This window comes from Wolbachia endosymbiont (group A) of Ophion costatus, from assembly GCF_963969245.1.
GTDB classification, from domain to species: Bacteria; Pseudomonadota; Alphaproteobacteria; order Rickettsiales; family Anaplasmataceae; genus Wolbachia; species Wolbachia pipientis.
Map to the genome: position 1 here is coordinate 387,925 of NZ_OZ017714.1, position 13,583 is coordinate 401,507.

The 13,583-nt window shown below is 34.8% G+C and carries 10 protein-coding genes; 4 read left to right on the forward strand and 6 right to left on the reverse strand.

Annotated features, from left to right (window positions below; all coding sequences use genetic code 11):
• Positions 1-8: 8 nt before the first annotated feature.
• From AACH21_RS01990 to AACH21_RS02000, 3 genes are all read left to right on the forward strand, one after another.
• A complete protein-coding gene (locus tag AACH21_RS01990) occupies positions 9-602 on the forward strand; it encodes a transposase (RefSeq protein ID WP_338482673.1) in 594 nt (197 codons plus the stop codon).
• A gap of 37 nt (positions 603-639) precedes the next feature.
• Positions 640-1,472, forward strand: a protein-coding gene (locus tag AACH21_RS01995; RefSeq protein WP_338482219.1) for an IS5-like element ISWpi1 family transposase whose coding sequence is annotated in 2 segments (ribosomal slippage) — positions 640-1,009 and positions 1,009-1,472 — 834 coding nt in all. Because the reading frame shifts where the segments join, the coding sequence is not laid out codon by codon here.
• A gap of 109 nt (positions 1,473-1,581) precedes the next feature.
• Positions 1,582-2,593 (forward strand): IS630 family transposase gene (locus AACH21_RS02000; protein ID WP_338482214.1). Its coding sequence is split into 2 segments (ribosomal slippage): positions 1,582-2,043 and positions 2,045-2,593, totalling 1,011 coding nucleotides; the frame shifts between segments, so codons are not numbered across the junction.
• 36 nt (positions 2,594-2,629) lie between these two features.
• Here the strand turns inward: AACH21_RS02000 and AACH21_RS02005 are convergent.
• A protein-coding gene (locus tag AACH21_RS02005) for an IS5-like element ISWpi1 family transposase (protein ID WP_236514306.1) occupies positions 2,630-3,462 on the reverse strand; the annotation gives its coding sequence in 2 pieces (ribosomal slippage) (positions 2,630-3,093 and positions 3,093-3,462; 834 coding nt in all).
• 286 nt (positions 3,463-3,748) lie between these two features.
• Here AACH21_RS02005 and AACH21_RS02010 point away from each other — a divergent pair.
• Positions 3,749-5,131 (forward strand): IS66-like element ISWen3 family transposase, encoded by a 1,383-nt coding sequence (locus AACH21_RS02010; protein WP_007548562.1) that lies wholly within the window; start codon positions 3,749-3,751, stop codon positions 5,129-5,131.
• A gap of 308 nt (positions 5,132-5,439) precedes the next feature.
• Here AACH21_RS02010 and ubiA read toward each other — a convergent pair whose 3' ends face one another.
• The 5 genes from ubiA to AACH21_RS02035 all read right to left on the reverse strand — a co-directional run bounded on the left by ubiA (position 5,440) and on the right by AACH21_RS02035 (position 13,504).
• Positions 5,440-6,297 carry a 4-hydroxybenzoate octaprenyltransferase gene (gene ubiA / locus AACH21_RS02015; RefSeq protein ID WP_077188461.1) on the reverse strand — a complete coding sequence of 286 codons (858 nt, stop codon included), beginning with the start codon at positions 6,295-6,297 and terminating at the stop codon, positions 5,440-5,442.
• Between the two features lie 3 nt (positions 6,298-6,300).
• Positions 6,301-6,699, reverse strand: a complete 399-nt coding sequence (locus AACH21_RS02020) for a ribosome-binding factor A (protein WP_006279769.1) — start codon at positions 6,697-6,699, stop codon at positions 6,301-6,303.
• 9 nt (positions 6,700-6,708) lie between these two features.
• The gene (gene infB / locus AACH21_RS02025; protein ID WP_338482674.1) at positions 6,709-9,033 is read right to left on the reverse strand and encodes a translation initiation factor IF-2; all 2,325 of its coding nucleotides are present in this window, start codon (positions 9,031-9,033) and stop codon (positions 6,709-6,711) included.
• Positions 9,034-9,042: 9 nt separating this feature from the next.
• Positions 9,043-10,614: a transcription termination factor NusA gene (nusA, locus tag AACH21_RS02030; RefSeq protein ID WP_006279771.1), complete on the reverse strand. Its 1,572-nt coding sequence runs from the start codon at positions 10,612-10,614 to the stop codon at positions 9,043-9,045.
• Positions 10,615-10,702: 88 nt separating this feature from the next.
• Positions 10,703-13,504, reverse strand: coding sequence for an efflux RND transporter permease subunit (locus tag AACH21_RS02035; RefSeq protein WP_338482675.1), 2,802 nt, complete (start codon positions 13,502-13,504; stop codon positions 10,703-10,705).
• Between the last annotated feature and the right edge of the window lie 79 nt (positions 13,505-13,583).

Here is a 13,583-nt window from a genome sequence, read left to right on the forward strand (position 1 = left end):
GAAAAAATATGCCACAAAAAATGAGGGTCAGTAACCATAGCGAATATAACAAATTTCTAGAAAAAAGAGGAAATATTTTTCATTATATCAACGAAGCCATAGAAAAGTGGTACGAGAATGGTCCAAAAATACCAGGTGGCAACAATATTTATAGCGATAAAGTTGTAATTTTGGTGCACATAATAACTTGTTTATTTAGAATAGGCCTGAGGCAAACAGTTGGGTTTATAGCAGGATACCTTGAGCAAATTGGGAAAAATTTGCAAGTTATCAGCTATTCACAATCATCAAGAAGGTTTAAGAAACTCAATATTAAGATCAATGATTGCAGAATTGATAAAAATAATATGGAAGATATCGAAATTGCTATAGACAGTACAGGAATTAGTATATACAACAACACTCCTGGTCATAGCAAAGAAAATAGCGAAGATAGAAAGTATCGCAGCTATGAACAGACAAGAAAATTGCATGTAATGTTGAATACAAACAGCAAAAAAGCCATAGCTGTAAAATACAGTAACGGTGTCTACTCTGATCACTATGGAGCTTGTGATTTGCTAAAAGAAGTCGATTTTCAGAGGTTGTCCGGAAACAAGTAAAAGGCTATAATATCTGAAATTTTAGTACGGGGTAAAGATGAGAAAAAAATATCCAACAGATCTAAGCGAAAGGGAATGGGCAAGAATAGAAAAACACTTCAGAGTATCATACAAGAAAGGAGGAAGGCCGCCAAAGTATAGCAAAAGAGAAATATTAGAAGCAATTTTCTATGTATTGCGTACAGGGTGTCAATGGCGGTATTTACCAAATGATTTTCCGCTATGGAAGACTGTGTATGAGCAGTTCAGGCAATGGAAGAAGCAGGGAATTTTTGAGAAAATGAATTATGAAATTACAAAATATAGTAGAAGAAAAATAGGAAGGAATGAGCAGCCGAGTGCCTGTATAGTAGATAGTCAATCTGTAAAGACTACAGAAAAGGGGGGATCAAAGGCTATGATGGAAGTAAAAAAGTAAAGGGTAGAAAAAGGCATATAATTACAGACACTCAGGGTTTTATACTAGGTTGTTACGTAGGCGCTGCTAACGAAAATGATAGAGATGGTATTAAAATAGCATTAAACAATATGAGAACAAAATATACTAAAGTTAAAAAAATGTGGGCTGACATGGGATACCAAGGAAGAAATTTAAAGAATCACACAAAGGAAGAATATGACATAGATATTGAAATTGTTACAAGGCCTCCATGTAGATTTTGGGTGCACAAAGATACGCCACCTGAGCTACTACCAACAAGAGAACAAGGGTTTAAAGTACAGCCAAGAAGATGGGTTGTAGAAAGGACTTTTGCTTGGGTTAATAGGAATAGAAGGCTATCGAAGGAGTATGATTTACTCACAACATCCACTGAGAATTTCATATACCTAGCTATGAGTAGGGTTATGTTAAAGAGGGAATATGCTTGAATTTACTAGTTTCCGGACAACCTCTAATACCAATTCCCATTACAGGGCAAACAGATGGACAATGATGGAAGAAAAGCCATACTGAAGTAAGTAAAATAGCGAGGTTTAAATGGCATTAAGATCAAAATTATTGGATGAAAAAGTAGTAGAATCAGCAAAAGAAATGCTGAAGAAAGTAAGGAATAATGCATATGTTTCAAAAAAACTAAATGCTGTAATTGCAGCAAAAAAGTACAGTATAACGGCTGTAGCAAAAATATATTGCATTTCAAGAAGCGCACTAACTTCGTGGGTAAAACTCTTGAAAATTGGCAGAGAAGAAAAACTGTTTGCTCCTTCACAACGTCGTAGAAAAACTAAATTAAATCAGGCTCAACTACAGCAAATTGAAGAGTGGATAGAAGAAAATCCTAATATCACCATTAAAGAAATGAGAATAAGAATCCAGGAAAAGTTCGGATTAAATATCAGCAAATCTACAGTACACCGCCATATGCAAAAGATGAAATTCTCATATATTACACCAAGACCAGTTCATAATGGACAAGATAAAAGCAAACAAGAGGAATTCAAAAAAAAATCTCAATGGAGCTATTAGCAAGTATCCAGAAAAAGAGCTATTTTTCTTTGATGAATCACGGTTTGGCACACATTCAAAAGTTGGACATGTGTGGTTTAAAAAGGGGATTAGAACACAGGTTAAAACAAAATTAGGTAGGCAAAATTTCTATCTCTATAGTGCAGTTAATCCTAGAAATGGAGAGAGTTCTAGCTTATTTGCACCAAATGTCAACACTGATTGCATGAACATATTTCTTGAGCAAATTTCGCAATATCTAGAAACACGAGAGGCTTTTCTCGTTATGGACTGTGCTAGTTGGCATAGGTCAAAAAATTTAAAGGTACCTAAAAATATCGACATTATATACCTACCTCCATACTCACCTGAGCTAAATCCTGTTGAGAGGCTTTGGTTATATATAAAACAGAACATTTTGCGCAATAAAATATACGATACAATTGCTCTACTTGAGGGTGCTTTGTGCAAATTTATTACTTCTCTTGCCAGCTCCACAATTAAACAACTCTGCAATGTTTCCTATTTGACTGGACAACAATGAGAATTGGTATTAGAGGTTGTCCGGAAACAAGTAAATTCAAGCATATTCCCTCTTTAACATAACCCTACTCATAGCTAGGTATATGAAATTCTCAGTGGATGTTGTGAGTAAATCATACTCCTTCGATAGCCTTCTATTCCTATTAACCCAAGCAAAAGTCCTTTCTACAACCCATCTTCTTGGCTGTACTTTAAACCCTTGTTCTCTTGTTGGTAGTAGCTCAGGTGGCGTATCTTTGTGCACCCAAAATCTACATGGAGGCCTTGTAACAATTTCAATATCTATGTCATATTCTTCCTTTATGTGATTCTTTAAATTTCTTCCTTGGTATCCCATGTCAGCCCACATTTTTTTAACTTTAGTATATTTTGTTCTCATATTGTTTAATGCTATTTTAATACCATCTCTATCATTTTCGTTAGCAGCGCCTACGTAACAACCTAGTATAAAACCCTGAGTGTCTGTAATTATATGCCTTTTTCTACCCTTTACTTTTTTACTTCCATCATAGCCTTTGATCCCCCCTTTTCTGTAGTCTTTACAGATTGACTATCTACTATACAGGCACTCGGCTGCTCATTCCTTCCTATTTTTCTTCTACTATATTTTGTAATTTCATAATTCATTTTCTCAAAAATTCCCTGCTTCTTCCATTGCCTGAACTGCTCATACACAGTCTTCCATAGCGGAAAATCATTTGGTAAATACCGCCATTGACACCCTGTACGCAATACATAGAAAATTGCTTCTAATATTTCTCTTTTGCTATACTTTGGCGGCCTTCCTCCTTTCTTGTATGATACTCTGAAGTGTTTTTCTATTCTTGCCCATTCCCTTTCGCTTAGATCTGTTGGATACTTTTTTCTCATCTTTACCCCGTACTAAAATTTCAGATATTATAGCCTTTTACTTGTTTCCGGACAACCTCTTAGCTAGTCTTTTACTATCTCTGTCGAGTATTGGCATTTTTTGATGTCTTGTAACGCTTTATAAGCGCGTTCAGCTTATTTAGATAAAAATCTAGATGTAGATGAAGTTTTGTAAAGACATACAGTATCTATATACTGCAAAAAATTGGTATCCGTTCAGCGGAGTGGCAGAATAAGGTAGACAAGGTGATCTAAGAAGATAATCATAGAGCAAAAGTGAAGTAATATGGTAAACCTTTTAGAACTTTGCAAAAATTTACAGCAAAAAATAGAAAGGTTAGAAGCAAAAATAGAAAGATTGGAAAAAGAGAATGAAAGTTTAAAAGCAGAAAATAAGGCTTTAAAGATAGAAAATGCTGAGTTAAGAGAAAGACTCGGTTTAAGCTCAAAAAATTCATCAATACCAAGTTCCAAAGAGTTGTATAAAATAAAAAAGAATAAGCCGAAAAGCGAAAGGAATATTGGCGGTCAGGTTGGTCATAAAGGAAGTTTTCGCGCCAACATGGATGCAGATAAAGTAGTAAAGATAGAGTTGCCTAATACTTGCGAATGCGGAGGAGAAATTGCAATATGTGAAAAACCATATATTCATCAGAAAGTTGATCTTCCAGAAATCAAGCCTTATGTAGTGGAATATCAGTTAGAACATGGCCGTTGTCGGAGATGCGGAAAGAGAAGAAGTAGCAAGTTACCGGAAGGTGTTACGCCAGATACATTTGGTCCAAGGGTTAAGTCAATAATTGCAGCGTTCAGCGGATTCTACAAAAATTCAAAACGCGAAATAGCGAGTGTCGTAAATGATATCTTCAATTTGAACATAAGCGTCGGTAGCATATCAAATAGTGAACATAGAGTTGCTTCAAAATGCAAAAAAATGTATGAGCAGATCGAACAAGAGATAAGTAGGAGTAAAGTTCTACATATTGATGAAACGAGCCATTATAACAAAGGTAAACTCGCTTGGTGTTGGATGTTTGCAAGCAATACGGCAAGTTTTGTAAAATTTACAGAGTCAAGAGGAATGAAAGTTTTACAAAATAGTAAATTCTGCAATCGCAATAGCTTGGTAATAACTGACAGGTATGCAGCATACAATTATTTTGCCGATAAAAACAGGCAAATCTGTTGGGCACATTTATCAAGAGATTTTGAAAGATTAGCACATAGTTGGAATATTGAAGTTAAAGTTCTGGGTTGTTACTTGAGAAACGTGGCCACTGAATTATTTGCACTAAAAAAAGCTTTACTAAAAAGTGAGATAGATGTTTTGAGGTTTGTCAGACGTGCCAGAAAATTAAGAAAACGTACAAAGTATTACTTGAAGGAGATATCTCGTTTACCTGAAGCAATTGGAGCCTCTCGAGTTGCAAAAAATGTTCTGAGATCTGAAAGAATGATGTGGAAATTTTTAGATGACCCAGAAAATATTCCGCTGACAAATAACCACGCTGAACGGCAAATTCGGCATTATGTCGTTTATCGCAAAAACTCATATTTTACACAATCAAAGCGGGGAAATACATTCCTTGAGCGGATAATTTCATTATACTTAACTTGGAAACAAAGGGGTCTCAATCCTTTCCAAAATCTCCTATCTATTGTTTCTTAAACCACTCTCCTGAACGGATACGAAAAGATAATTTCATTATACTTAATTTGGAAACAAAGGAGGCTGAACCCTTTTCAAAACCTTCTATCTATTGTTTCTTAAACCACTCTGCTGAACGGAGACAAAAATTGAACATAAGACGCCGATACATTAAGTAATCCTTACCTTTTAATCTGCAGATTGGCGAAAGCAAATACAATAGCTTCAGTTTCATGATAAGAGGGCTGGCGGAGTTTGTCAAGCAAGTTTTTTTGTTTCTGCGGGCTACCTGAGTCTATTGATTTCATTAGAGCCGAAACTCTTGAGACCTAGGTGATAATTCTATCTAAAAGAATGCCGAAAAAGAGCAGCAACCCTACGTAGGAGTTATTTTTAAATATGGACATGCATTGACTGGGATCGTCAGGATTGAAATTTTTGTATTGGCGGTGAAATATGAACCCTACAGCAAGTAGAGCAATATAAAAAATGTTATTTAATGATGATAAAATACCAGCATATAGCCACGTCATAAGAGATATTAAATAAAATCTTTTCAACCAAGATTTTGTTGTATCACCAAAATATAATGCGGTAGATTTCATCCCGAGTTTTTCATCATCTTTTTTATCTTGATGGGCGTATATGGTGTCATAGCTAAGTGTCCAAAAGACGCATCCTATATAAAACAGCAAGGATTCTATACTGATCTGGTTTGTTATTGCTGCTGAGCCCATGAGCGATCCCATATTGAAGGTAAACCCTAAGAACAATTGTGGCCACCAAACATACCGCTTTAATAAAGGGTAAGTAGCTATCATACACATTGAGATTATTCCAAGTATGAGTGTAGTTTTATTAGTTAATAATAAGATTACCAGGGCAATAGACAGTAACAGTGAAAGTAAAGCTAAAGCCTGCTTTATGTTTAATGCACCACTTGCAAGTGGCCTATATTTTGTTCGTTCAACGTGCGCATCTATTTCCCTATCGAAAATGTCATTGATTATGCACCCTGCGGGTCTCATTAAAAATGCACCTATAGTAAACAAAACAAGGAGAAAAAGAACCTGATACGATAGAGAAGTTGAGGCTAAAAGAATACCGCTCAAACTGGGAAATAGCACAAGCCACAAACCCGTTAAACTGTGCAACCTCATTAATGAAAAGTAACGATTGAAATGCATTAATTAAGTGTGATTATGTAATATTTTGCTTACATTAACAAAATTATCGAACGCTAAGTCAGGCTTGAAAACTAGTTCAGGTATAAATCGCAAATCAACATAACACAATATAGATTTACGTATTGACCATGCAGATTGGTTCATTTCATTAACAACAGTATTAATATCACAATTATTCTCAGAAGGATCTCCAGTGCGTCTTTTTTCTGGATCTAAGTAGTCAGCTACTTGAATATTCAATGAAGATAACACAATATATACATCTGCTTTTTTCAAATCTTTACTTAATTTTACGTCAGATACCGCTACATTTTTATTGAACACCTTACCTTCCATTAGGACTCTTGATATCGCTCTATGCAATACCGATGCTATTTTTAGGTTTCTAATTTCCTTTTTCATATCCAGCTACTATAATACCCTTTCTTCTTGCACTAATTGATAAGCTTCTAAAATATCTCCAACTTTAATATCGATATTACCCTCTAGTGATACTCCGCATTCAAAGTTTACACCTACTTCTTTAACATCATCTTTAAATCTACGTAGTGCTTTTAACTTTCCTTCATGCACCAATTTGCCACCACGCATTACCTTAATTAAAGAATCTTTTCTTATGACTCCATCACTTACGTAACATCCAATGATATTACCAGCTTTAGATACGTTAAATATTTGCCTCACAGATGCAAAGCCAACACGAACCTCTCGTGTAACAGGCTTTAACATTTTAGTTAAATACATTCTCATGTCGTCAATGAGCTCGTATATTATGTTATAAGTATGTATTTCTACACCTTTTTGTTTTGCCAAGTCCCTTATTTTTGAATCCACTTTTACATTAAAAGCTAAAATTACTGCACTTGATGCTTCTGCAAGCAGCACATCTGAATCTGTTATCCCTCCTACTGCTTTGTGTAGGATATTTAATTTCACTTGGTCTTTACCGAGTTTATCAATTGAACTTGATATTGCTTCAATAGAACCAGTTACATCGCACTTTAAAACTACAGATAGTTCTTCTGTTTCGCTGTTATTACGACTGAATATATCTAAATTATTGTCGCCCAAATCTTCTTTCTTTTTCTTGATTAACTCTAGCCTGTATTCAACAATTTCACGCGCCTGCTTTTCAGAATTTATAACAACAAATTTATCTCCAGCATTTGGCACACCATTTAGACCAGTAATTTCAATTGGAGCGGAGGGTAGTGCTGCTTTTTCTCTTTGACCGAGGTGATTAACCATACTACGTACTTTGCTGTATGTTGTACCAACTACCAATATATCACCAACCTTTAACGTTCCTTCCTCAACTATCAATGTGGCTGATATTCCTTTCGCTTTATCTATTTTGGATTCTATTACCCATCCAAGTGCTCGACAATCTTCTATTGCTTCTAGCTTCATTAATTCAGCGATTAACAAAATCGTCTCTTCTAGTTTATCTAAATTAGTTTTCTTTTTTGCTGATACTGGCACAATCATAACATCACCACCAAGCCCTTCAGGGATGAGATCATATTGAGGCAAACTATTAATTATTTTTTCTACATCACCAGGCTCAGATTTATCAATTTTATTAATAGCAACTATAATGGAAACATTTGCTGCTTTTGCATGATTTATTGCTTCAACTGTTTGTTTCATGATTCCATCGTCAGCTGCAACTACTATTACAACTATATTAGTAATATTGGCACCACGTGCACGCATCGCAGTGAACGCTTCATGTCCTGGTGTATCAATAAAGGTAATTTTTTGCTTATCTTTTGTCGTTATTTGATAAGCACCTATGTGTTGAGTTATGCCACCTGACTCTCTTTCTGCAACATTAGATTCACGAAATACATCGAGCAATGAGGTTTTACCATGATCGACGTGTCCCATAAAAGTGACGATTGGTGGTTTAGGTTTTTTAGGCAGGCTTTCTCTGCCTTCTATAAAAAATAAATCTTTTTCTCTGTTGGTATCGCTCACTCGTTTAGCCATATGATTAAATTTTTCCACTATTTCACATGCTATATCTGGATCCACCAGATCATCTACTCTATAACTCTCACCGACTTCTTCTTTGAACATTTTTAGCACACTCTTGCTATCTTCTGCCATGCGAATAGATAACTCCCTGATAGTTATTTTGTCTGGTATAATAACTTCTCTTGATATATTTTTACCCTTGGTAAACTTTGACTTTCTACTTCTTATACCAAATCTTTGCTTAAATACAGGGGGTTGTTCAGTTTTTTCATCTATTGCCTGTGCAATTACCAGTTTAGAATGCTTAGAATATATATCTTTGTTGACTTTAGAAGACTTTTTATCGTCGCCCTCATAGTCAATATTATCTTCTTTTAGTTCAACTAAGTGAGTATCACTTAAAACTTGCTTATTTATTTCTTTAGATAAAGTGTCCGCTTCATTTTTCTCGTCAATCTCTTTATTGCTGTCTTCTTTTGCTGTTTTCTCTTTTTCTTCTCTCTGATTTTTTTCTTTCAGCAAAGCAGCATTCTGCACAGCATTAATGCGGAAAATTTGTTCTTTCTCTGTTAAAGAACCTAATTTACTCTCGTCAAATAAATTATGTTCTTCTGCATCATGAGATTTTTTTCTTCTTTTTTTTACTATTCTAGCTCCAGTACTTGGGCTAGTTGAAGAGTTTAAATTGAGGTCTAATTTAAGCTTGCTTAAGCCTTGGAGCGTTAATTTTTTATTACTGATATCTTCATTATTCATATTATTTTATTATATTAACCCAAGCTTTTTACGTGCTTCTATGATTATTGAGTCTACTGTATCTTTTAGATTTTCTGAATTCATCTTATTATCAGCTGAGGAAGAGAGTATGCTGCAAAACTCATAACTTGATAAATCTGCTATGTCCTCTAAAGTCTTAATATCATGTTTACTAAGAGCAATTTTATTGTCTATTGATAAAGTTAAATTGATTACATCATCTTCCATACCTAGACTTTTTAGCTCTTCTATTTTTCTATCATTTTCTGCTTTCAGATACTTGTTTGCTCTATTGTGAAGTTCGTTTGCAATATCCTCATTAAAGCCCTCTATTGAAGCAAGCTCTTTAATTGAAGCGCTGGATATATCTTCTACGCTTGAAAAACCTTCTGTCACCAATAGCTGACCCATAATCTCTTCTAAGTTTAAAGCTTCAGCAAATAAAGCTGAACATTGACTAAGTTCTTTACTTCGCCTTTCTGATTCTTGCTGAGTGCTTAATATCTCAATTTTCCATCCAACAAGCTCTGAAGCTAATCTTACATTCTGGCCCTTTTTTCCTATAGCTAAACTCAATTGATCTTCAGCAACTATTAATTCTATGCAATTTTCATTTTCATCAATAATAACCTTCGATACTTCTGCAGGAGTAATGGCTTTAATAACAAATTGACCCAAATCTGAGGAGTAATTTATAACGTCAATTTTTTCACCATTTAATTCGTGTATAATGGTTTTTATTCTATCTCCCTTAACTCCAACACAAGCACCTACTGGATCAATGTTCTTGTCAGGAGAGAAAACAGCAACCTTAGACCTTGAGCCGGCGTCTCTAGCTATACCTTTAATTGTTACTAACCCATCAGCAATTTCTGGTATTTCTTGATTTAATAATGCCTCTAAAAAGCCTTCATGAGTCCTAGAAAGAATAATTTGACGTCCATCATCAGAGCGCTTAACAGTCTGTATATAAGTTTTAACCTTATCGCCTTCACGAAATGATTCACCACCGGTTAAATTTCGTAATGGAAGATATGCCTTAGTGCCATTTATGTCTATAATAAGATCTGAATATTCTACTTGTTTAACAATACCATACCTTATTTCTCCCACCTTATCTTTAAATTCCTCATATTGCTTTTTTGACTCTTCATCTTTAATTATTTGAGCAATTTTTTGCTGGGCAATTCTTGCTGAAGCAAGATCAGTGTTAAGAGAGAGTAATTCACTAACAGTATCTCCAATTTTTGCATCTTCTTTTATTAATTTAGCTTGTGTCAGCGTAATTGATTCATACTCAGTATTCTCTTCTCTATTTGATTCGTCATCAATAACTTTTAGTTTTCTGTATGAAGTAACTTTGCCTGTGTTTCTATCTATATTAACTACAATTTTACTTTTGCTACCATATTTTTGATAAGCCACTGCTTCTATAGCACTTTCTAGTGCCTTTATTACAACATCAAAATCTAAACCTTTTTGAAGTGAAAGCTCTCCTGCTGTTTTTATTACATCAAGGCTTCCAACTATGTTATTCTTGTTACTTTTCTGCTTAACACTGCTTTTACGATTAGCAATCATAATAAATAAATCCAATGTAATTAGTTATAATTATAGCTCCAACGGGCAAAGAACACTATCTTAAATGTTAAATGATTGCTAATTTAAGTCAAGTTTTTTCATGTCTTTGTATAACAAGCAACGCAGGAGTAAAGAATAAAGTTAAAACCGTTGCAACCAATATTCCACTTGCTATGGTTGTTGAAATGTCAACCCACCACTGGCTTGATGGAGCATCATATGTGATTTGTAGCGTAAAAAAATTGATATTTAACCTGGTAATCATCGGTATTAAACCAAGAACTGTGGTTGCAACGGTAAGCAATATTGGCCTAACGCGAGAAATTGCAGCGTTTATTACACATCGCTTGATGTCATTTTTGTGTACCTTAATTTGGTGATGAAAGGCATCAAGTAATAGTATGTTATTATTCACTATAATTCCCGCCAAAGCAATTATCCCCACTCCACACATAACAACTACGAAAACTTGTTGGATAAGAAAGAAAACAAAAAACACACATGTTGTGGATAAAAACACTGCTGTCATTACGATAAATGTATGGTATACATTATTAAACTGTGTCACTAATACCAATATCATTAGTGTAATCGCTAATATAAAAGCCTTTAACAAAAATGCTCCTGATTTTTGTTGATCTTCTTTGTCGCCTTTAAAATCAATTTTTACTCCCTTGTCCCAATCCTGGGCAATAGAATTCTGAATGAACTTTACTCTTTCATCAACAAGATAGCCAGTATCAACGTCAGCAGAGATTGTCACTATGCGTAATCCATCAATCCTGTTTAGTTTGTTTACCTTTTTTTCGGGAGCATATTTTACTATATTGCTCATAGGATACGGGCCATTAACTGTATTGATAAAAAGATTGTCTATAGTCTTCATGTTGCGATCCTTTCCAGGGAAACGGAGTACAATATCGATTTCTTCATCCGTGTTATTTGGTCTATATTTTCCAATCAACACTCCATTTGTAACCATCTTTATAAAATCGCCAATGGTTGCAACACTTACTTCAGAGCTTGTAGCCTTACTCTTATCAACACTCATATTCCACTCTATTTCAGGTGCTGATCTGCTATCTTGAATATTTATAAACCCGGATGAAGGTTGGTTCATAATTTCTAGAATTTTCTCTGCTGCTAAATTCAAACTGGATACACTCCCGCTGAGGTTAATTTGTATTGGCTTGTCAGCCGACGGTCCTGGCTTTTCCTCTTGAACATTAATTATTATTCCTTTCATGTCTTGCACACTGCTCCTTATATCATTTAGTATGTGCTTAGCTTTGCGCCTGAAGCGCCAATCCATAAGTTCTAGTTGTATTCTGGCGATAACGTTGTCTGAAAATGCTCCTGATCTAGCATAAGAAACATGAATTTCTTTTTCAATGCTCAAAATGCGTTCTTCCACTTCTTTGAGTATCAGATCTCGTTCTTTGGCTGATAAGCTTTCTTTTGCTTTAACACTGATTAAAATATTATCTGAATCCACTTTCGGAAAAAACTTTACTCCAGGACCAAAAGTAAAGTACAGCACACTAAATGAAAACAAAACGAATACAGTAGCACATACGAATTTTTTAGGATTATCCAAAACCTTCTCTAGCATGCGTACGTAAGCTCTTATTATAGGCCCAGCATTTTTTATTTCACCACTTTCTATAGCACTCATTTTTTTTATTTCTTTTTTTGAAGTTATCGAAGGCTTACCAAATATTGCACCAAGTGTTGGTATAAAAACCAAAGCCATAATGAGCGATCCAGTCAAAGTTAGAATTATTGTAATTGGTATGTACTGCATGAATTTACCAACAGTATCAGGCCAGAATAATAGAGGAAAAAACACTGCTAATTTAGTTAACGTTGATGATAGAACCGGATAAAACATATCACGAACTGAAGTGTAAAAAGCTTCTACTTTATCCATTCCGCAGATCATCTTTCTATCGGCATATTCGCTGATCACAATTGCATCATCAACCAGCATGCCAACAGCCATAATTAAACTGAAGAGCACAACGATATTTAAGGTTATACCCATAAAGTAAAGAGCTATTATCCCAATGAGAAAGGAACCGGGTATCGAGAGTGCCACAAGAATAGCAATCCTTGTTCCCATAGAAAGCATCATTATGATCAATATTAACAACACAGCAAATATTATGCCGTTTTCCAAGTCATCAAGCACATCGCGGACGTTTTTTGACTGGTCGTTTAAGTACACCACTTTTAAATTTTCAGGTAATTGATCTTTTGCCTTATCCATTAAGTATTTTACTTGATTTACTGTGTCTATTATGTTTTTTCCGTTACGTTTTGAAATTTCTAGCATGACACTAGGTAATCCATTAATGCGAGCAAATCCTTGGTGATCCTCAAACCTAGGGTATACTTTTGCTATATCTTTGATTCTCAAAACTGCATCGCCTTGAGATCTAATAGGAATATTCATAATATCTTCTATATCTTTTAATAACCCTGATATTTTAATCGAATATTTACCGGCCAGTGACCCAGCTCCCACTAGTCTATTATTGCTTGATATAGCTTGGAATATTTCGTTTGATTGAATGTTATATTTTGTTAGAACTGTGGGCTCAATTATAACTTCCACTGTTTCTTTACGAATACCTGCCACTTCAACTTTGAGAACATTTGGCAGAGATTCTATTTCTTTCTTTAACTTGCGTGCTATTTCAGTTAAGGCTCTTTCTGGCAGATTACCAATTAAGCCAACATTTAATATGGGAAATAGACTCAAGTTTATTTCATTTATTATTGGAGATTCCGCTTCAACAGGTAACTTCGATTTTATGTTTGAAAGCTTTGAACGGACATTATCGAGCACTTCTTTATTATCATACTCTGTTCCAAATTCGAGTATCATGTGAGCACCATCATTAGTTGCAAAAGCTCTCAATTCTCTTAGATGTATGGTCCCAGAGAGTGATGGTATACTATCATCA